Origin of the sequence: Brevibacterium sp. SMBL_HHYL_HB1, from assembly GCF_018208375.1 — a bacterium.
GTDB lineage: Bacteria > Actinomycetota > Actinomycetes > Actinomycetales > Brevibacteriaceae > Brevibacterium > Brevibacterium intestinavium.
On record NZ_CP062936.1, the window covers coordinates 1,321,229 to 1,342,262 of the forward strand.

Here is a 21,034-nt window from a genome sequence, read left to right on the forward strand (position 1 = left end):
AGAGACCACCCATGCCACTGAGACACGACCTCGAATCCGTCCTCGTCATCGGCTCCGGCCCGATCGTCATCGGCCAGGCCTGCGAATTCGACTACTCGGGAACCCAGGCCTGCCGCGTCCTGCGGTCCGAGGGCCTGCGCGTCATCCTCATCAACTCGAACCCGGCGACGATCATGACCGACCCCGACATCGCCGACGCCACCTATGTCGAGCCCATCGACCCGCAGGTGATCGAGACCATCATCGACAAGGAGCGGCCCGACGCTCTCCTGCCCACCCTCGGCGGGCAGACGGCGCTGAACGCGGCGATCTCCCTCTACGAGTCCGGAGTGCTCGAGAAGTACGGCGTCGAACTCATCGGCGCCGACGTCGAGGCTATCCAGCGCGGTGAGGACCGCCAGAAGTTCAAGGACATCGCCGTCGAATGCGGTGCCGAGGTGGCCCGTTCGGCCATCTGCCACAGCCTCGACGAGGCCCTGGCCGCGGCTGAGGACCTCAACTACCCCGTCGTCGTCCGCCCCTCGTTCACGATGGGCGGCCTCGGCTCGGGAATGGCCTACGACGAGGCCGATCTGCGCCGCATCGCCGGAGCCGGACTCGCCGATTCCATCACCCACGAGGTGCTGCTCGAGGAATCCATCCTCGGGTGGAAGGAATACGAGCTCGAGCTCATGCGCGACAACAAGGACAATGTCGTCGTCGTCTGCTCGATCGAGAACGTCGACCCCGTGGGCGTGCACACCGGAGATTCGATCACCGTGGCCCCGGCCCTGACGCTGACCGATCGCGAATACCAGGAGATGCGCGATATCGGCATCGCCATCATCCGCGCCGTGGGCGTGGACACCGGCGGCTGCAACATCCAGTTCGCCGTCGACCCGAAGTCCGGACGCATCGTCACCATCGAGATGAACCCGCGCGTGTCCCGGTCCTCGGCGCTGGCGTCGAAGGCCACCGGCTTCCCGATCGCGAAGATGGCGGCGAAACTCGCCGTCGGGTACTCGCTCGACGAGATCCCCAATGACATCACGAAGGTCACCCCGGCCAGCTTCGAACCGACATTGGACTACGTGGTCGTGAAGATCCCGCGCTTCACCTTCGAGAAGTTCCCGGCCGCCGATCCGACCCTGACGACGACGATGAAATCCGTCGGCGAGGTCATGGCCCTGGGCCGCAACTTCACCACCGCCCTGCAGAAGGCGATGCGCTCACTCGAGCAGAAGGACTCCAGCTTCGGTTGGAACGACCTGCCCGATGTCGCCGATGACGAGGTCCGCGAATCCGTGCTCGAGGCGATCTCGCACGCCACGGCCGATCGCATCCACTCCGTCCAGCGCGGACTCGCCGCCGGCCTCAGCGCCGCCGAGGTCTTCGCCGCCTGTGAGATCGACCCCTGGTACCTCGACCAGATCCAGCTGATCAACGAGGTCGCAGAGCACATCCGCGACGCCGAGGAGCTCGACGCCTCCGTGCTGAGAGTGGCGAAGAACCACGGGTTCTCCGATGAGCAGATCGCGGCGCTGCGGAAACTCGAGACCGGTGTCGTCACCGGCATCCGCCACGCTCTGCGCGTGCGCCCGGTGTTCAAGACCGTCGACACCTGCGCCGGGGAATTCGAAGCCCACACTCCCTACCACTATTCGAGCTACGATTCCGAGACCGAGGTCGAACCCCGTGACCGACCGGCCGTGATCATCCTCGGCTCCGGCCCGAACCGGATCGGGCAGGGCATCGAATTCGACTACTCCTGCGTGCATGCGACCATGGCGATCGGCTCGGCCGGCTACGAGACGGTCATGGTCAACTGCAACCCGGAGACCGTGTCGACCGACTACGACACCGCCGACCGCCTCTACTTCGAGCCCCTGACCTTCGAAGACGTCATGGAGGTCTACCATGCCGAGCTCGCCGCCGGAGACGTCCTCGGCGTCGTGTGCACCCTCGGCGGACAGACGCCTCTGGGACTGGCCGATCAGCTCAAGGCCGCCGGCGTGCCCGTGCTCGGCACCCAGCCCGAGGCGATCGATCTGGCTGAGGACCGCGGCGAGTTCGGCACCGTCCTCGAGCGGGGCGGTCTGACCTCGCCGAAGCACGGCACGGCCGTGACCTATAAGGAAGCCGCGGACATCGCCGAGGAGATCGGGTACCCGGTGCTCGTGCGTCCCTCCTACGTCCTCGGCGGCCGCGGGATGCAGATCGTCTACGACCGCACCCAGCTGCTCGACTACATGGCCACGGCCACGGAGGTCTCCGTCGACCGTCCCGTGCTCGTCGACCGCTTCCTCGAAGACGCCATCGAGATCGACGTCGATGCGCTCTACGACGGTGAGGAGGTCTTCATCGGCGGCATCATGGAGCACATCGAGGAGGCCGGCATCCACTCCGGCGACTCGGCCTGCGTCCTGCCCTCGCTGACCCTGGGCGAGGACGTGCTCGAACGCGTCCGTCAGGCGACGCTGGCGATCGCCGAGGGAGTCAGCGTGCGCGGCCTGCTCAACATCCAGTTCGCCATGGCCGCCGACGTCCTCCACGTCATCGAGGCCAATCCGCGAGCCTCCCGCACGGTGCCCTTCGTGTCGAAGGCCACCTCGACCCAGCTGGCCAAGGCCGCGGCGCTGATCGCCGTGGGCCGGACCATCGGTCAGCTGCGCGGGGACCTGCTGCCTGCCACCGGCGACGGATCGACCCTGGCGCTGGACCACCCGATCGCCGTCAAGGAGGCGGTCCTGCCCTTCCGCCGGTTCCGCACCGTCGAGGGCAAGGTCGTCGATTCGGTCCTCGGCCCCGAGATGCGCTCGACCGGTGAGGTCATGGGCATCGACCGCGACTTCCCGACCGCCTTCGCCAAGGGACTGCTCGGCGCCTCGGTGAAGCTGCCGAGAACGGGGACCGTGTTCGTGTCCGTGGCCGATCGGGACAAGCGGGCCATGGTGCTGCCGGTCAAGGAGCTCGTCGACATGGGCTTCGACGTCGTGGCCACCACGGGCACCGCTGCGGTGCTCTCCCGCTACGGGATCCCGACCTCGCAGGTGCACAAGCACTTCGAAGCCGATGCCGAGGACCGCACGGTGCTCGATTACCTGGCTGCCGGCACCATCGACATGGTCATCAACGTGCCCTCCGGCCGCCAGGAACGCGCCGACGGCTACGAGATCCGGGCCGCGGCGACGGCGAACTCCGTGCCGCTGATCACCACCCTGGCCGAGTTCGCGGCCGCTGTGACCTCCCTCGAGGTCGTCCGCGACTCGACCTTCGACGTCCGCAGCCTGCAGGACTGGAGCGCGTGATGTTCGGCACCCGGCTGGCCGAGGCCATGGCCGAGCACGGACCGCTGTGCGTGGGCATCGACCCGCACGAACACCTCCTGCGCTCCTGGGGCCTGCCATGCAGCGCCGAGGGCGTGCGCGAGTTCGCCCTCCGCACGGTCGCCGAGCTCAAGGGTTCGGTGGCCGCGGTCAAACCCCAGTCGGCCTTCTTCGAGCAGCACGGTTCGGCCGGAGTCGCCGCGCTCGAGGAGACGCTGGCCGCGGCCCGGGACGCCGGGATCCTCAGCGTCCTGGACGTCAAACGCGGAGACATCGGCTCGACCATGGGCGCCTATGCCACGGCCTACCTCGACCCCGCCTCGGCGCTGACCGCCGATTCGATCACGGTCTCGCCCTACCTCGGGTTCGGGGCGCTGGAACCGGCGTTCGAACTCGCCGCCGCCCACGGCAAGGGCGTGTTCGTCCTCGCCCTGACCTCGAACCCCGAGGGCGCCGAGGTCCAGCATGCCCGCGGCAGCCACGGTTCGGTGGCCGGATCCATCGTCGACCGGGTCGCCGACCGCAACCGACAGGCCCTGACCGAGGCGGGTGGGGTGCAGGAGGGCCTCGGACCCTTCGGCCTCGTCGTCGGCGCCACCATCGGCACCGCCGCGAAGGACCTGGGAATCGATCCCAGCGACTGCCGCGGGCCGATCCTGGCCCCCGGGGTGGGAGCCCAGGGCGCGGGAGCGGCCGAACTGCGCGAGGTCTTCGGAGCCCGGTCGCTGGCCTCGCAGCAGGTGCTGGCCACCGCCTCCCGCACTGTGCTCGAAGCAGGCCCCGACGGGCTGGCTCAAGCCGCCCGCGACCTCAACCGCTCACTGGACGGGCTGAGCTGAGCGGATGCGTCCGAATCGCACCGCCCGAGGCCGACGGGTGGGTTCAGGCGGTGCGTCCGCCTCGACGAGTTGTCCGGGTTTCGGACTCGACACGACTTTTGTTGGGCTGATTGACCCCCTCCGCAGGGATTTTGTCTTAGACTGAGACAACTTCCCTACCTGCCCGTTCATGGTGACAGAGGAGATAATGTGGCACTCGAACCGTTGACCCCGCAACAGCGTTCCGCTGCTCTGGACAAGGCGTTCAAGGCACGTCAGGCGCGAGCCGAGATCAAATCGGCGCTGAAGAACGGTCAAACCGATCTCGCCGCCGTGCTCAAGCAGGCCGCAGACGACGAGGCACTGGCGAAGATGCGTGTGCTCGATCTGCTGCGGGCACTGCCTGGCGTCGGAGATCGGCGCGCCGAAGCCGCGATGGAAGAGGTCGGCATCGCCACCTCACGGCGGATCAAAGGGCTGGGCGTGCACCAGAAGTCCGCCCTGTTGGAGAAATACTCCTGAGTGTGACAACCTCGGACCTGTGAACAATCGACTCACCGTTCTCGCGGGACCGACCGCTGTCGGAAAAGGCACCATCAGCACGTACATCCGACAGAATCACCCCGAGGTCTGGTTCTCCGTGTCCGCCACCACGCGACCCAGGCGGCCCGGCGAGATCGATGGTGTCCATTATCACTTCCTGTCCGATGACGACTTCGATGCGCTCATCGCCGACGGTCAGCTGCTCGAATACGCCGTGGTCCACGGCCGTCACCGCTACGGCACCCCGGCCGGGCCGGTGCGCGAGCGACTCGAGCAGGGGATCCCGGCGCTGCTCGAGATCGACCTGCAGGGAGCCCGCCAGGTCAAGGAGAAGATGCCCGACGCCCGGTTCGTCTTCCTCGCCCCGCCCAGCTGGGACGAACTCGTCTCCCGACTGACCGGGCGCGGCACCGAATCGGCCGAGGAGCAGGAGCGGCGACTGGCCACCGCGAAGGCCGAACTGGCCGCTGAATCCGAGTTCGACGTGACCATCGTCAACGACCACGTTCGCACTGCGGCCGAAGAACTCCTATCATTGATGGGTATATCCACCTCCGAGTAGATGGGAATCTCCTTGCCCGCACAGCCAGAAGGCATCACCAATCCTCCGATCGACGATCTGCTGACCGTGACCGGTTCGAAGTACGAACTGGTCTCGATCGCTGCCAAACGCGCCCGCCAGATCAACTCCTACTACGCCCAGCTGCAGGAGGGACTGCTCGAGAACGTCGGTCCTCTGGTGACACCCGGGACGAACGAGAAGCCGCTGTCGATCGCTCTGCGCGAGGTCAACGAGTCGAAGATCGTCGCCCGTGAGGTCTCCGAGGCCGACTTCCTCCAGGCCACGACCGAACCGGAGCAGCCGATGCCGGTGAGCAACGACGGCGCGATCGACTTCAGCGACCAGTGAGAACCGTACTCGGCGTCGCCGGTGGGATCGCCGCTTACAAAGCGGGACACATCATCCGGCGACTCCGGGAACTCGACCACAGCGTCAAGGTCGTGCCCACGGCCAATGCGCTCAGCTTCGTCGGTGCGCCCACATTCGAGGCCCTGTCCGGCCAGTCCGTGACCACCGACGTCTTCGACGAGGTCGAGACGGTCAACCATGTCCGCATCGGACAGGAGGCCGAACTCGTCATCATCGCCCCGGCCACGGCGAATCTGATCGCGAAGATCGCCGCCGGAATGGCCGACGACCTGCTCACAGCCACCGTGCTCACCACGACCGCCGAGGTCGTCGTGGCCCCGGCCATGCACACGGAGATGTGGCACAATCCGGCCACCGTGGCCAATATCGCCACGCTGCGCTCGCGCGGCATCCATGTGCTCGAACCGGCCGTGGGACGGCTGACCGGACCCGATTCCGGACCCGGCCGCCTGCCCGAACCCGAGGACATCGTCGCCTTCGCCCTGGCCGCGAAAGAGGGCCACAGCGGACACGGCGAGACAGCCGACGAGGACTCGGGCGCGAGGGCCGGGTCATTGGCCGGCCGCCGCATCGTCATCAGTGCCGGAGGCACCCGCGAAGCCCTCGACCCCGTGCGCTTCCTCGGCAACCGCTCCTCGGGCAAACAGGGCATCGCCCTGGCCCGGGCCGCCCGAGCCGCCGGCGCTGAGGTCCGGCTCGTCGCCGCCAACATCGACTCGGGTCTGCTGAGGGCCCTGCCCGAGGCGGTCACGGTCGACGAGGTCGAATCCACTCTCGAACTGCAGACGGCGATGCATGCCGCCCAACCGGGCGCCGACGCCCTCATCATGGCCGCCGCCGTCGCCGATTACCGGCCGGCGTCGACGACCGAATCGAAGATGAAGAAGACCGGCGACCAAGGGCTGAGCCTGGAACTGGTGCAGAACCCGGACATCCTCCGCGGGCTCGTCGACGACCGCGCCGAGGGTCAGATCATCGTCGGCTTCGCCGCCGAGACGGGGGATTCGGACACCGCGGCAGTCGATTACGCACGGGCGAAGTTCCTGCGCAAGGGCGTGGACCTGCTCGTGTTCAACGACGTCTCCGACGACCGCGCCTTCGGCCACGACCACACCGTCGTCCAGATCATCGGCTCCCGCTCCGGTGAGGCCGCGATCGGTGAGGAATTCCAGGGCACGAAGGACCATGTTTCACAAAAGGTCGTCGCAGCCCTGGCCGATCTGCTCACCGACGTAGAATCGACACCGTGACTCATTCAAATCTCCGTTACTTCTCATCCGAGTCCGTCACCGAGGGACATCCCGACAAGATCTGCGACCAGATCAGTGATGCGGTGCTCGACGACCTGCTGCGGCAGGACCCCAACGCCAAGGTGGCCGTGGAGACCATGGTCACCACCGGCCTCGTGCACGTCGCCGGTGAGGTCAACACCGACGCCTACGCCGATGTCGCCGGAATCGTGCGCAGCCTCATCACCGGCATCGGCTACGACTCCTCGGACACCGGGTTCGACGGTCATTCCTGCGGCGTGTCCGTGTCCATCGGCAGCCAGTCCACGGACATCCACTCCGGAGTCACGAACCCCCTGGACTTCCGCGAGGCCGTCGCCTCCGACGATCACGGCACCAGCCTCGGCGCCGGTGACCAGGGGCTGATGTTCGGCTATGCCGACAACTCCACCGATGTGCTCATGCCGCTGCCGATCCATCTGGCCTCTCGGATGGCCGAGAGGCTCTCCGAGGTCCGCAAGTCCGGTCGTCTCGACTATCTGCGGCCCGATGGGAAGACCCAGCTGACTCTCGGCTACGACGGCGACGAAGCCGTGACCATCGAGAACATCGTCGTCTCGACTCAGCACTCGGCCGATGTCAGCCAGTACCAGCTGCACACCGAGATCAAGGAAGAGGTCATCGAACCCGTCATCGCCGATTCGGGTCTCGACACCTCGGCCGCGAACATCCACATCAATCCCGCCGGCCCGTTCGTCACGGGAGGGCCGATGGGCGACGCCGGGCTGACCGGACGGAAGATCATCGTCGACACCTACGGCGGCTTCTCCCGCCACGGCGGCGGCGCGTTCTCCGGCAAGGACCCCTCGAAGGTCGACCGCTCGGCCGCCTACGCCATGCGCTGGGTCGCGAAGAACGTCGTCGCGGCCGGACTCGCCGACCGTGCCGAGGTGCAGGTGTCCTATGCGATCGGCCGGGTCGACCCGATGGGCCTGTACGTCGAGACCTTCGGCACCGAGAAAGTCGATCCGAATGCGATCTCGGCAGCCATCCGTGAGGTCTTCGACCTGCGCCCGGCCATGATCATCGCCGAACTCGACCTGCTGCGGCCCATCTACTCGCAGACGTCGACCTACGGCCACTTCGGTCGCGAACTGCCCGACTTCACCTGGGAGGCCACGGACCGCGCTGAGGATCTGCTGCGCGCCGTGTCCTCGCACTGAGCCTGCTTACCGGCGTGGACGAACCCCTCCCGATCGACACCGGCACCTCGGCCGAGGGCCGAGTGCCCCTGGCCGCCGAGGACCCGGTCGCCAGAGTGCTCATCGACCATCCGGTGCCGCACCTCGCGCGAGTCTTCGACTACGCCGTGCCCGAGAAGCTCGCCGAGGCGGCCCTGCCCGGGGTGAGGGTGCGCGTGAAGTTCGCCGGCAAGCTGCGCGACGGATACCTGCTCGAACGGGTGGTCTCCTCGGACCACCTCGGGCCCCTGGCAACGCTGCAGAGAGTGAGCGGACCCGTGCAGGTGCTCCGGCCTGCGCTCCGGGCTCTGTGCGAGGCCACCGCACGACGCTACGGCGGGACGCTGGCCGATGTGCTGCGTCTGGCCATCCCGCCCCGCCACGCCCGCGGAGAGAAGGCCGTGCTCAAGGCCGAGAAGGAGCGGACCGCACGCACAGCGGCCGCTGACCCGGCGACTGCGGTCGAGGACTCGACTGCCGTTTCCGGCGACACGGCAGACGACGCTTCGCCGTCGCTGCCGGGTGGCGACGAACGTCTGCTCGGCCGCCTCGGCCGGTGGCTGGTGGAGGCAGATCCGGAGATCACCGACGACGCTGCCGCACCCAGACGACGCGCCCTGGCCTGCACCCCGGGTCCGACGCCGGGACTGAGCTGGGTCCGGGCCGGACTCGCCGCCGCGCGCGAGACTCTCGCGGCGGGCCGGTCCGTGCTGTGGCTCGTGCCCGACCACCGTGAGCTCACGGTGCTGCACACCGGTCTCGAGGCCGCGGGTCTCACGGACGTCGCCGTGCTCAGCGCCGACCAGTCGCCCGAACAGCGCTGGCAGGCCTGGCTGCGCGGGCTGCTCGGTCACACTCGCGTGACCATCGGCACCCGGGCGGCGGCCTTCGCCCCGGTAGCGGAGCTCGGCCTCATCATCTGCACCGATGATGCGAACCGCAACTACCTCGACCAGCATGCGCCCTACCCCCACGCTCGGGAGGTCAGTCTGCTGAGGTCGACGATCGAGGACACCGAACTCCTCTTCGTCTCCACCGACCGCAGCGCCGAAGTGCAGCGACTCGTCGAGACCGGCTGGCTCGCCGATATCACCCCCACCGGCCCCGCCCGCCGCCACGCGGCACCCGTCGTCTTCGTCCCCGATGAGGACCGGGATCCCTTCGCCTGGCAGCGGATCCCCAGCCGTGCCTGGACGATCATGCGCACCGGACTGCGGCCGGGCCCCCGCGACGGAGGCGTACCGGGCCCGGTCCTCGTCCAAGTGCCCCGATCCGGGTACTATCCGGTCTTCGCCTGCGCCCGGTGCCAGGAGGTCGCTCGCTGCCCCCGCTGCGAGGCCACACTGACCACCCAGTCCGAGGTCGGCCCCTTCGCCTGCCGCGCCTGCGGCTATCATTCGGATGAATTCAGCTGCTCCCGCTGCCGCTCACACCAGGTGCGCTCCATCGTGCGGGGCCGCGGCCGCACCGTCGAAGAGCTGCGTCGCGCCATGCCCGATGTCGAGATCGTCGAGTCCGGCGGTGAGAACATCGTGACCGTCCTCGACGAAACCCCGCGGCTGGTCGTGGCCACGACCGGAGCCGAACCCTATGTGCTCGGCGGCTACTGTGCCGCGATCCTGCTCGACTCCCTGTGGCCGGGTCCGTGGATGCGGTCGATCGACGAGTCCGTGGCGCGCCGCCTGCGGGCCGCGGCACTCGTGCGCTCACGCGATCAGGGCGGGGTCGTCTACCTCGGCGATGAGGACGAACTCATCCGCAAGACGCTGACCGGCTTCGACCCTGTCACCTTCATGTCCCGCCAGCTGGCCGACCGGAAGGTGCTCGGCTTCCCGCCCTACCGGCGGATCCTCGAACTCACCGGTGCAGGTTCGGACATCGACGCGATGCTGGCCGAGCTCGATGATGTCGAGGAGCTGCTGCGCGACGAGGACGAGGACGGTCAGCGGGCCGTGGCGGCGTACCCGATCTCCGCCGGAGACCGGGTGGGAACCCGGGTGGCGGAGATGATCGCGTCCCGCTCGGCGAAGAAGCAGCCGCAGGTCCGCGTGCGCATCGACGATCCCCGGTCGCTGTGACCGGGCGGGGAACCAGTAGAATCCATGGCGTGGATATCGTCTTCGCCGGAACCCCGGATGCCGCAGTGCCCGCTCTCGAGGCCTTCGCCGAATCCGAGCACCGCATCCGTGCGGTCCTCACCCGACCCGATGCCCCCATCGGCCGCCGGCGCGTCCTCACCCCCTCACCGGTCAAGACCCGCGCCGTGGAGCTGGGCCTCGACGTGATCGAAGCCGAGCGACTGTGCGGAGAGGTCATCACCCGACTGCGGGAGAAGGAGGTCGACGCCGTGGCCGTCGTGGCCTACGGCGCCATCGCCGGACCCGCCGCCCTGTCCACCTCCCGCCTCGGCTGGTTCAACCTCCACTTCTCCCTGCTGCCGGCCTACCGCGGTGCCGCACCCGTCCAGCGCGCCCTCATCGACGGTCTCGACCGCAGCGGAGTGAGCGTATTCAGGATCGATGAGGGCATGGACACCGGCCCCGTTCTGCGCCGCCTCGAACTCCCACTCGACCACGCCGACGTCGCCGCCGCCCTCGACGACTACGCCCACCGCGGAGCCGAAGAGCTCGTAGCCGCCTTCGACGAACTCGCCGCGGGCACCGCGAAGGAAACACCGCAGACCGGACAGGCCTCCCATGCGGACAAGATCACCGTCGCCGACGCCCACCTCGACCTCACCGCCCCCGCTGAGGCCGTCATCGACCGTGCCCGCGGAACCAGCCCCAGCCCCGGCCCGTGGGTGGAACTCGACGGGAAGCGGACGAAGCTGTTCGGACTCACCCCGGCCCCCGATGCCGCCGTCAGCGGCGAGGCCGGGCAGCTGCGAAGCTGGAACGGGACCCCGGTGCTGCGCTGCGGCGACGGCTGGGTCCGCGTCGCCGAGATCCAACCCTTCGGCAAACCCCGGATGGCGGCCGCCGACTATCTGCGCGGCCACGGCGACATCCGCTTCGACCTCCGCACCGACCAGGGAGCATGAGACCAATGGCCCAATCCGACGGCAAGCGCGGCGATCGCCGAGGACGGCAGCGGACCGACCGACGCCCGGCCCGGGCGAATCGTGCGAACGCCGCACCCGGCCGGGGCGCGACGAACCTGCCGCGACGCATCGCGTGGGAAGTCCTGGTCGATGTCGCGACCAAGGACGCCTATGCAAACCTGCTGCTTCCGGCGAAGCTGACGCGCGTGCACATGAACGCTCAGGACGCCGCCTTCACCACCGAACTGACCTACGGCGCCCTGCGTCGGCAGAAGTTCTACGATGCCGTGATCGAAACCGCCGCGTCACGCAGCGTCGACGCCATCGACGCCGAACCACTGGCAGCGATGCGCCTCGGCGCCCATCAGCTGCTGTCCATGCGCGTGCCCGACCACGCGGCCCTGTCCGAAACCGTCGCCGTGGTCAAACGCACGGCGGCGAAGACCGCCGGCTTCGTCAACGCGGTGCTGCGCCGCATCAGTGAGGCCGACAGTCAGGAATGGCTCGACCGCGTCACCGCCGGAGCCTCGGAGACGACCCGAGCGGCCATCGAACACTCCCATCCGGAATGGATCGTGCGGGCGCTGAGGCAGGCGCTCAAAGGCCACGGACGCGATGCCGGAGAACTCGAGGATCTGCTGGCCGCCGACAATGCGGCGGCGAAAGTCGGCGTCAGCGCCCTGCCCGGCCTGCTCGACCGCTCTCAGCTGCCGGGAGAGCCGAGCCCGCTGTCGCCGATCGGAGCGAGCCTGGACACAGCGGTGCCGCGTGACGTCCCGGCCGTGGCCGACGGTCTGGCCCGTGTCCAGGACGAGGGCTCGGCACTCGTGGCGCTGGCCCTGGCCGAAGTCGACGCCCCCGCCGGCACCTGGGGAGATCTGTGCGCCGGCCCCGGCGGCAAGGCCGCCGTGCTCGGTGCCGCAGCCGCGCAGGAGGGTCAGACGCTTGAGGCCTTCGATTCGAGCGAGCACCGGGTCGAACTCGTCCGCGACTCCACCCGGGCTCTGAACAACGTCACCACAGCCGTACGTGACGGCCGCGCTGCCCGCGGCCCCTATGCGAAGGTGCTCGTCGACGTGCCCTGCTCCGGACTCGGCGCCCTGCGCCGACGTCCCGAGGCCCGCTATCGCCGGCAGCCCTCCGATATCACCGCACTGACCGGACTGCAGCGCGAACTGCTCACCGCCGCCCTCGACGCCTGCGCGCCCGGGGGAGTGGTCGCCTACTCGACGTGCTCACCGCACTACGCCGAGACCGTGCTCATCGTCGACGATGTGCTGCGTGAGCGGGCGAAGACGGGCCGGGACGACGTCGAGATCCTCGACGCCGCCTCCGTGCTCGCCGAGATCACCGGCACCCCGGCAGATGACTTCGCCTCGGTGTCACGAGGCGAGGGGCGCTGCGCTCAGCTGTGGCCCCACCTGCACAACACCGACGGAATGTTCCTGGCACTCCTGCGAAAGGCGAAATGACAGATGGCGATCGACATCAATCCGAGCATCCTGTCCTCGGACTTCTCGGACCTGCGGGGTGAGCTCGCGAAGATCAGCACCGCCGATATGGCCCACATCGATGTGATGGACAATCACTTCGTGCCCAACCTCACATTCGGTCCGCCCGTGGTCGAGCGGATCCACGCGATCTCCCCGATCCCGCTCGACGCCCACCTCATGATCGCCGACGCCGACCGCAACGCTCCCGTGTACGCGGAGATCGGCTGCGCCTCGGTGACCTTCCACGCCGAGGCGGCCGCAGCACCCGTGCGGCTGGCCCGCGAACTGCGCAGGCTGGGGGCGAAGGCCAGCCTCGCGCTCAAGCCCGCCACCCCGATCGAACCCTTCGTCGACTTCCTCGGCGAATTCGACCAGATCCTGATCATGACCGTCGAACCCGGGTTCGGCGGCCAGAAGTTCCTCGACGGATGCCTGCCGAAGATCGCTCGGACCCGTCAGGCGATCTCCGCCTCCGGACTCGAGATCCGCCTGCAGGTCGACGGGGGAGTCTCGGCCTCGACGATCGAACGCGTCGTCGACGCCGGCGCCGACGTCCTCGTCGCCGGATCCGCCGTCTACGGAGCCGAGGACGCGGCCGCGGCGATCAGCCGGCTGCGCAGCCTCGCCGCCGCCCACACCCACTGACCGATCCGGGCCCCTAAGACCCGCTGTCCGAAGAGAGGCGCCGATGGAACTGCTCGACTGGTTGAACACCCCGGCATTCGAGCTGCTGGGCAAGCCCGTGCCCTATTCCGACCTGTTCGGCAACATCTGCGCCCTGGCCACTGTGGTGCTGGCGCTGCGACGCAACATCCTGTCGTGGCCGGTGCAGATCCTCGGGTCGGTGCTGCTGTTCTCGGCCAGCATCTCCGCCGGGCTCGGCGGCAACGCCTCCCGCCAGGTCGTCATCATCGTCGCCGCCGTCTGGGGCTGGACCCAGTGGAAGAAGTCGAAGGCCGCCGCCGGTGAGGTCATCGTCCGGTGGGCCACCTGGAAGGAGCGCGGTCTGCTGCTGGCCGCCCTGCTCGTGGGCACCGGAGTCTTCGGCTGGATCCTGGCCGCAGGCGGCTGGTCGTGGAACCCCTACCCGGACGCCTACATCTTCATCGGCTCGGTCGTGGCCATGTACGCCCAGGGCCGGGCGGTCGTCGAATTCTGGTTCGTCTGGCTGGCCGTCGACCTCGTCGGGATCCCGCTGGCGGTGGCCGGTGGGCTGGTGTTCTCCGGCGCCGTCTACCTCTTCTTCCTCGTCATGGTCGTGCTCGGACTCATCGACTGGTCGAAGCGGTCGAAGCAGACGATCTCGGCACCGCACCGCTCGGCCACGGAGATCGGCCGGGACCCGGACGACTGAGCCCCCGAGCGCCGATCCCGGCCCCGTTCGGAACATGAGACCCCTCATGCCTCGGGTGGTGCGGATGCATTAGGCTGGTCGGGTGAAGACCTTTGACTCTCTCTACGCCGAACTCCAGCAGAAATCCCTCGATCGCCCCCAGGGCTCGAAGACCGTGGCCGAACTCGATGCGGGAGTCCATGCGATCGGCAAGAAGGTCGTGGAAGAGGCCGCCGAGGTGTGGATGGCCGCCGAATACGAAACGAAGGACGAGCTCGCCGAGGAGATCTCACAGCTGCTCTACCACGTGCAGGTGATGATGATCGCCAAGGGCCTCAGCCTCGACGACGTCAACGCCCATCTCTGAGCATCTGACGAACCCGACACCGAACCGACACCATCGAACTCACAAGGGACCCCATGCTGCGTGTAGCCGTGCCCAACAAGGGCGCACTGTCCGAAGCCGCCACCGATATGCTCGGCGAAGCCGGATACTCGACTCGACGCGGATCGAAGACGCTGGTCCATCAGGACGAGGTCAACGGAGTCGAATTCTTCTACCTGCGTCCCCGCGATATCGCCATCTACGTCGGCTCGGGCATCCTCGACGCCGGAATCACCGGACGCGATCTGCTGCTGGAGTCGCAGGCGCCGGCCCAGGAAGTGCTCGGACTCGGCTTCGGCGCCTCCCGCTTCTTCTACGCCGGCACCGTCGGGTCCTTCACCTCGCCCGATGAGCTCGTCGGCGCCCGGATCGCGACGAGCTTCCCGAACCTCGTCGCCGACGATCTTCACGCCCGCGGCATCGACGCCACGACGGTGCAGCTGGACGGGGCCATCGAGGTCTCGATCCAGCTCGGCGTCGCCGACGCCGTCGCCGATGTCGTCGAGACCGGATCGACCCTGCGCGCGGCCGGCCTGGAGACCTTCGGTCCGCCTCTGCTCGAGTCCGAGGGCGTGCTCATCCAGCGCGCCGACGCCGAGGGACGCATCGATGTGCTCAAACGCCGGCTCGAATCCGTCATGGTCGCCCGCCAGTACGTGCTGGTCGACTACAACATCGAGCAGCGACTCGTTCCCGAGGCGATCTCGCTGACCCCGGGCCTCGAATCACCGACCGTCTCACCGCTGCAGGAGACCGGTTGGGTCGCCGTGCGTGTGATGGTCGAGGCGAAGGAGGTCAACAACGTGATGGACCGGCTCTACGGCGCCGGTGCTCGAGCGATCCTGGTGACGAACATTGGCGCCTGCCGAATCTGATCTCGAGATCTTCCGGCCCCGACAGGTGCGCATCATCAGCATCGTCGGCGCCATCGCCGTGACCTGCGGGTTCGCGATCCTGTCCGTGGCCCTGCTGATCGTGGACTGGGAGCCCTGGACCGTGCTGGACATGGTATGGATGAACCTGTTGGGCATACTCTTCGGCGCCGCGCTGCTGCGCATCGCCGATATCCATGCCCGACCGACGGACACGGGTCTGGTGGTCAGGAACATGGTCCGCACGCACCGTTTCGAATGGGGGCAGATCCTCGGAGTCTCGTTCTCGCCCGAGGGCGACGACCCCTGGCCGCTGCTCGACCTCGCCGACGGCACCACGTGCGCGGTGATGGCGATCCAGCACGCCGACGGTCCCCGCGCCCATGCGGACGTCGCGCGATTGCGTATGCTCATCACCAGACACACCCACTTCAAGGAGGATTAGGAATGGCGAACGAGACACCGACGGGACCGCTGACCGGCTACACCGTCATCGATCTCTCCCGCGCGTTGGCCGGACCCCATGCGGGAATGATGTTCGGCGACCTCGGCGCCCGTGTGATCAAGGTCGAGAACCCGGGCAGGGGAGACGATTCGCGTTCCTGGGGCCCTCCCTTCGTCGGGCCCGAAGACGATCCGCAGGCCACCTACTTCTTCTCCTGCAACCGCAACAAGGAATCCATCGCCCTCGATCTCAAATCCGACACCGGCAAGGACACACTGACCGGGCTGATCGCCCGGGCCGATGTGCTCATCGAGAACTTCCGCTCCGGGGTCCTCGACCGGCTCGGGTTCTCCACCACCCGGTGCATGGAGATCAACCCCCGCCTGGTCATCCTCTCGATCACCGGATTCGGCCACGACGGTCCCGAAGCCTCACGCGCCGGCTACGACCAGATCGCCCAGGGCGAGGCCGGACTGATGTCGCTGACCGGCTCCGGGCCCGATGACATGCAGCGCGTGGGAGTGCCGATCGCCGATCTGCTGGCCGGCATCTACGGCTCGTACGGCGTGCTCGCCGCGCTGCTCGAACGCGAACGCACCGGCCGCGGAAAGGTCGTGCGGACCTCGCTCATCGCCGGGATGGTCGGTGTCCACGCCTTCCAGGGAACGCGGGCGACAGTGGCCGGCCAGGAACCCCAGCCCGGCGGCAACCACCACCCTTCGCTGTCACCCTACGGTCTCTTCAACTGCCGAGACGGGGCCGTGCAGATCTCCGTGGGCAACGAGAGCCTGTGGCAGAGGTTCTGCGCGGCCTTCGACATCGACCCCGCCACCGAGGGGCTGGCCGACAACGCCTCCCGCGTGGCCAATCGACCCCGCCTGATCGAACTCATCGAAGAGAAGTTCTCCGTCTTCGACTCAGACGAACTGCTCGCCGCACTGAGCGAAGCGGGCATCCCCTCGGGCACGGTGCGCACCCTGCCCGAGGTCTACGAGTGGGATCAGGCACTCAGCCAGGGCCTCAAGGTCTCCGTCGACCACCCGGTGCTCGGCGACATCGACCTGCCCGGGCCGCCGCTGCGGTTCTTCGACGCCTCCGGCGACGGCGAGGTCGAGACCACCCGCAGCCGGCATGAGGCCCCGCCGCTGCTCGACGAGGACGCCGAATCGATCGTGGCCTGGTTGGCCGACGAGAACTGAGCGGATCGTCATGCCACGTCTGAACGCACACGAACTCGTCGACATCGTCCTCGACGAGGGATCCTTCCGATCCTGGGACGCCCCACCCATCCGACCGGCCGGCGGAATCTCCGAGACCTACGCAGCCGAGCTCGCCGCCGCTGCCGACAAGTCAGGGGTCGACGAGGCCGTCATCACCGGCGAGGGCACGATCTCCGGACGCCGCGTGGCCGTGGTCGTCGGCGAATTCCGCTTCCTCGCCGGCTCGATCGGCGTCGCCGCGGCCGAACGCCTCGTCGACGCCATCGAACGGGCCACGCTCGAAGGGCTGCCGCTGCTGGCCGGACCCGCCTCGGGCGGGACGCGGATGCAGGAGGGCACGATCGCCTTCCTGTCGATGGTCAAGATCACCAACGCCGTCGTCGCCCACAAACGGGCCGGTCTGCCCTACCTCGTCTACCTGCGCCACCCGACCACCGGCGGCGTCTTCGCCTCCTGGGGATCCTTGGGACATGTCACCGTGGCCGAACCCGGATCGCTCATCGGCTTCCTCGGGCCCCGCGTGTTCGAAGCCATCTACGGGGAGAAGTTCCCGGACAATGTGCAGACCGGGGAGAACCTGCACAAGAACGGCATCATCGACGCCGTCATCGGTCCCGAGCGGACCACGGCCACGGTCTCCCGCGTCCTCGACGTGCTGATGGGAGCCAAGGAAGTGCCCGGGCAGGTGCCGAACCCGGACACGGCACCGGACGTGGTCGACCCGGACTCCGATGCCTGGGCGGCGATCACGAGCTCGCGACGTCCCGAACGCCCCGGGGTCAGGGATCTGCTGCGCACCGCCGCGAACACCGTGCTGCCGCTCAACGGCACCGGCGAGGGGGAGAAGGACCCCGGGCTGCTGCTGGCCCTGGCGAAGTTCGGCTCCGCACCGTGCATCGTCCTCGGCCAGGACCGGTTCCGGCAGGACTCCCGAGCCCCCTTGGGACCGGCGGCGCTGCGTGAGGCCCGCCGTGGGATGCGCCTGGCCGCCGAACTGCACCTGCCGCTGGTCACCGTCATCGACACTCCCGGTGCGGCGCTGTCCCAGTCCGCCGAGGAGGGCGGAATCGCCGGCGAGATCGCCCGCAGCCTGGCCGAACTGGCCAATCTCGACGCCCCGTCGGTCTCGCTCATCCTCGGCGAGGGGTCCGGGGGAGGGGCCTTGGCGCTGATCCCGACCGACCGGGTCCTCAGCGCCGAACACGGGTGGCTGTCCCCGCTGCCGCCCGAGGGCGCCTCGGCGATCGTCCACCGCACCACCGAGAGGGCACCGGAGATGGCGCAGAGCCAGGGAGTGCACGCTCCCATGCTCAAGGCCACCGGAGTCGTCGACCGGATCATCGCCGAACACCCCGATGCCAGCGACGAACCGCTGGACTTCGTCGATCGGGTGGGCGCGACGCTCGAATTCGAACTCATCTCGCTCATGCGCGAACCGTCGGCGCGGCGTCTGGCCCGCCGGATGGATCGCTACCGGGGCCTGGGCATCTAGGAGAACTGCATGGTAGCTGTGAGAATCATCCCCTGTCTCGACGTCGACGGCGGACGCGTGGTCAAGGGTGTGAAGTTCGCCGATCTCAAGGACGCCGGCGACCCCGTCGAACTCGCCAAGCGCTACGGCGACTCCGGTGCCGACGAACTCACCTTCCTCGACGTCACCGCCAGCAGCGGCGACCGGGAGACCGTCCACGACGTCGTCCGCTCCTGCGCCGAACAGGTCTTCATCCCGCTCACGGTCGGCGGGGGAGTGCGCAGCCTCGCCGATGTCGACCGTCTGCTGCGCGATGGGGCCGACAAGGTCTCGGTCAACACCTCGGCGGTGGCGAATCCGGGACTGATCAGCGAGATCTCCCGCCACTTCGGCAACCAGGTCCTCGTCCTGTCCCTCGATGCCCGCCGCGCGCGGTCGACGACGACGGACTCGGGCTTCGAGGTCACCACCCGGGGCGGACGCGAGGGCACGGGCCGCTGCGCGATCGACTGGATCCGGGAGGCCGCCGAGCGCGGAGTCGGCGAGATCCTGCTGAACTCGATCGATGCCGACGGCACGCGCGAGGGCTTCGACCTCGAACTCATCTCCGCCGCCCGCGCCGCCGTGGACCTGCCGCTCATCGCCTCGGGCGGGGCCGGGAAGGTCGAGCACTTCGCTCCTGCCGTGGCCGCCGGAGCCGATGCGCTGCTGGCCGCCAGCGTCTTCCACTTCGGCACGCTGAGCATCGCCGAGGTCAAGACCGCACTGCGAGCCGAGGGGGTCGAGGTCCGATGAGCTCTGTCGGCGAGCTGGACGCCACACCGGAGAACTGGCGCGAACTCATCCGGCCGAACGCCGATGGGCTGGTGCCCGTCATCGTCCAGGAGGCGACGACCCGCGAGGTCCTCATGCTCGCGTGGATGGACGTCGAAGCCGTCGAACGCACCCTGGCGACCGGCAGGGCCACCTACTGGTCGCGCTCACGCGGCGAATACTGGGTCAAGGGCGAGACCTCGGGGCACGTCCAGCACGTGCGCTCACTCAGCCTCGACTGCGACGCCGACACTCTGCTGCTGCTGGTCGACCAGACCGGACCCGCCTGCCACACGAACACACCGACCTGCTTCACCGGAAGGACCATCAGTGCCGACTGACCCGGCCGAACTGCCGATCCGCCCCAGCCTCGAACAGTTCCGTTCGCTCGGGGCCGAGCATCGGCTCGTGCCCGTCCACACCCAAGTGCTCGCCGATTCCGAGACTCCGCTGAGCCTCTACCGCAAACTCACCGACGGCGGACCCGGCAGCTTCCTCTTCGAATCGGCCGTGGCCGGTTCCTGGGCCCGGTACTCCTTCATCGGTTCGGCGCCCGTGGCCACCCTCGTCTCGACCGCCGAGGGCTTCCGCTGGTCGGGGACCCCGCCCGTGGGCATCCCCACCGACGGCGACGTCCTCGAGGCCATCACCGCCGCGCTCGACCTCCTCGCCGTCGATGCAGACGAATCGGACCTGCCGCCCATGGTCTCGAGCCTCGTCGGCTATTTCGGCTGGGACATCATCCGCCGCTTCGAACGCCTCGGCCCGCCTCTGCCCGATGAGCACCACCTGCCCACCGTGCAGCTGATGATCCCCGGCGACATCGCCGTCTACGACCACTACACGAGCATGGTCACCCTGGTGGCCAATGTGTTCAACGTCAACGGCGCCGACACCGGCATCGATGAGGCCCACGCCGCGGGCGTGCGGCGGATCGGCGAGATGCTCGAACGACTCCGCCGCCCGAGCCCGGCCGATATCATCGACATCCGCCCGACCGACCCCGAGGTGGCCACGCGGACACCGCGACAGGTCTACCTCGACGGCGTGGCGCAGGCGAAGCAGGAGATCGTCGACGGGGAGATCTTCCAGGTCGTGCTCGGGCAGAGATTCGACACCCCGTGTGCGGCGGACCCGCTGAGCGTCTACCGGATGCTGCGCCATTCGAACCCGAGCCCCTTCATGTACCTGCTCAACCTCCATGACGATGCGGGGCAGCCGGCGAGCATCATCGGCTCCTCGCCCGAGGCCCTCGTCACCGTCCGCTCCGGCGAGGTCGTGACCCACCCGATCGCAGGCTCCCGTCCGCGCGGGGCCACCCCGGAGGCCGACGACTCCCTGGCCCGTGAGCTGCTGGCCGACGAGAAGGAGCGCGCCGAACACCTCATGCTCGTCGATCTGGCCCGCAACGACCTGGCGAAGGTGTGCACCGCCGGGACGATCGACGTCAGCGAGTTCATGGACATCGTCCGCTACAGCCACATCATGCACATCAGCTCGACCGTCCGCGGTGAGCTCGAGCCCGGGACCACGGCCATCGACGTTCTGCGCGCGGCCTTCCCGGCCGGAACGCTGTCCGGTGCGCCCAAACCCCGGGCGCTGCAGATCATCGACGAGCTCGAACCCGTCGGTCGCGGGGTCTACGGGGGAGTGGTCGGCTATATGTCGTTCACCGGAGACCTCGATCTGGCCATCGCCATCCGCACCGGTGTGCTCCGGCAGGGGACCATGAGCGTCTACGCCGGCGGGGGCATCGTCGCCGATTCCGTGCCCGAGACCGAATACCAGGAATCCGAGAACAAGGCCGCCGCCGTGCTGCGCGCCGCAGCGGCCGCGAACGCCGTGTCTGCGGCACCGGCCGAGTCGACGGCGGACGGAAGACAGGAGTGAGCTGA

20 protein-coding genes are annotated in these 21,034 nt (G+C 68.4%); all 20 read left to right on the plus strand.

Going from position 1 to position 21,034, the window contains the following annotated elements:
• Positions 1–11 precede the first annotated feature (11 nt).
• The 20 genes from carB (at position 12) to trpE (ending at position 21,029) form a co-directional block, all read left to right on the plus strand.
• Positions 12–3,287: a carbamoyl-phosphate synthase large subunit gene (carB, locus tag IG171_RS06095; protein WP_212130606.1), complete on the plus strand. Its 3,276-nt coding sequence runs from the start codon at positions 12–14 to the stop codon at positions 3,285–3,287.
• Positions 3,287–4,144: an orotidine-5'-phosphate decarboxylase gene (gene pyrF / locus IG171_RS06100; protein ID WP_212131561.1), complete on the plus strand. Its 858-nt coding sequence runs from the start codon at positions 3,287–3,289 to the stop codon at positions 4,142–4,144. The genes carB and pyrF overlap by 1 nt, the downstream gene beginning before the upstream one ends.
• Positions 4,145–4,333: 189 nt before the next feature.
• The gene (mihF, locus tag IG171_RS06105; RefSeq protein ID WP_212130608.1) at positions 4,334–4,645 is read left to right on the plus strand and encodes an integration host factor, actinobacterial type; all 312 of its coding nucleotides are present in this window, start codon (positions 4,334–4,336) and stop codon (positions 4,643–4,645) included.
• 19 nt (positions 4,646–4,664) lie between these two features.
• The gene (gene gmk / locus IG171_RS06110) at positions 4,665–5,228 is read left to right on the plus strand and encodes a guanylate kinase (RefSeq protein ID WP_212130609.1); all 564 of its coding nucleotides are present in this window, start codon (positions 4,665–4,667) and stop codon (positions 5,226–5,228) included.
• Positions 5,229–5,240: 12 nt separating this feature from the next.
• Complete coding sequence (gene rpoZ, locus IG171_RS06115) at positions 5,241–5,576, plus strand: DNA-directed RNA polymerase subunit omega (RefSeq protein ID WP_249204121.1); 336 nt, start codon at positions 5,241–5,243, stop codon at positions 5,574–5,576.
• Positions 5,573–6,847 carry a bifunctional phosphopantothenoylcysteine decarboxylase/phosphopantothenate--cysteine ligase CoaBC gene (gene coaBC / locus IG171_RS06120; protein ID WP_212130613.1) on the plus strand — a complete coding sequence of 425 codons (1,275 nt, stop codon included), beginning with the start codon at positions 5,573–5,575 and terminating at the stop codon, positions 6,845–6,847. Before rpoZ ends, coaBC begins: the two co-directional genes overlap by 4 nt.
• Positions 6,844–8,049 (plus strand): methionine adenosyltransferase, encoded by a 1,206-nt coding sequence (metK, locus tag IG171_RS06125; RefSeq protein ID WP_212130615.1) that lies wholly within the window; start codon positions 6,844–6,846, stop codon positions 8,047–8,049. Before coaBC ends, metK begins: the two co-directional genes overlap by 4 nt.
• 14 nt (positions 8,050–8,063) lie before the next feature.
• On the plus strand, positions 8,064–10,145 hold the full coding sequence (locus tag IG171_RS06130) for a primosomal protein N' (protein WP_212130617.1): 2,082 nt from the start codon (positions 8,064–8,066) through the stop codon (positions 10,143–10,145).
• Between the two features lie 29 nt (positions 10,146–10,174).
• Positions 10,175–11,107 carry a methionyl-tRNA formyltransferase gene (locus IG171_RS06135; RefSeq protein ID WP_212130619.1) on the plus strand — a complete coding sequence of 311 codons (933 nt, stop codon included), beginning with the start codon at positions 10,175–10,177 and terminating at the stop codon, positions 11,105–11,107.
• Positions 11,108–11,112: 5 nt separating this feature from the next.
• A complete protein-coding gene (locus tag IG171_RS06140) occupies positions 11,113–12,579 on the plus strand; it encodes a transcription antitermination factor NusB (RefSeq protein WP_212130621.1) in 1,467 nt (488 codons plus the stop codon).
• Positions 12,580–12,582: 3 nt separating this feature from the next.
• Positions 12,583–13,245, plus strand: a complete 663-nt coding sequence (rpe, locus tag IG171_RS06145; RefSeq protein ID WP_212130623.1) for a ribulose-phosphate 3-epimerase — start codon at positions 12,583–12,585, stop codon at positions 13,243–13,245.
• Between the two features lie 43 nt (positions 13,246–13,288).
• Positions 13,289–13,954, plus strand: a complete 666-nt coding sequence (locus tag IG171_RS06150) for a nicotinamide mononucleotide transporter family protein (protein ID WP_212130625.1) — start codon at positions 13,289–13,291, stop codon at positions 13,952–13,954.
• Positions 13,955–14,036: 82 nt separating this feature from the next.
• A complete protein-coding gene (locus IG171_RS06155; protein WP_212130627.1) occupies positions 14,037–14,300 on the plus strand; it encodes a phosphoribosyl-ATP diphosphatase in 264 nt (87 codons plus the stop codon).
• 53 nt (positions 14,301–14,353) lie between these two features.
• On the plus strand, positions 14,354–15,193 hold the full coding sequence (gene hisG / locus IG171_RS06160; protein ID WP_212130629.1) for an ATP phosphoribosyltransferase: 840 nt from the start codon (positions 14,354–14,356) through the stop codon (positions 15,191–15,193).
• Positions 15,194–15,218: 25 nt separating this feature from the next.
• On the plus strand, positions 15,219–15,635 hold the full coding sequence (locus IG171_RS06165) for a PH domain-containing protein (protein WP_249204123.1): 417 nt from the start codon (positions 15,219–15,221) through the stop codon (positions 15,633–15,635).
• 2 nt (positions 15,636–15,637) lie between these two features.
• Complete coding sequence (locus tag IG171_RS06170) at positions 15,638–16,834, plus strand: CaiB/BaiF CoA-transferase family protein (protein WP_212130632.1); 1,197 nt, start codon at positions 15,638–15,640, stop codon at positions 16,832–16,834.
• A gap of 10 nt (positions 16,835–16,844) precedes the next feature.
• Complete coding sequence (locus tag IG171_RS06175; protein WP_212130633.1) at positions 16,845–18,347, plus strand: carboxyl transferase domain-containing protein; 1,503 nt, start codon at positions 16,845–16,847, stop codon at positions 18,345–18,347.
• 9 nt (positions 18,348–18,356) lie between these two features.
• On the plus strand, positions 18,357–19,121 hold the full coding sequence (gene hisF, locus IG171_RS06180; RefSeq protein WP_212130635.1) for an imidazole glycerol phosphate synthase subunit HisF: 765 nt from the start codon (positions 18,357–18,359) through the stop codon (positions 19,119–19,121).
• A complete protein-coding gene (gene hisI / locus IG171_RS06185) occupies positions 19,118–19,480 on the plus strand; it encodes a phosphoribosyl-AMP cyclohydrolase (protein WP_212130637.1) in 363 nt (120 codons plus the stop codon). Before hisF ends, hisI begins: the two co-directional genes overlap by 4 nt.
• On the plus strand, positions 19,470–21,029 hold the full coding sequence (trpE, locus tag IG171_RS06190; RefSeq protein ID WP_249204125.1) for an anthranilate synthase component I: 1,560 nt from the start codon (positions 19,470–19,472) through the stop codon (positions 21,027–21,029). The genes hisI and trpE overlap by 11 nt, the downstream gene beginning before the upstream one ends.
• The last annotated feature ends 5 nt before the right edge of the window (positions 21,030–21,034 follow it).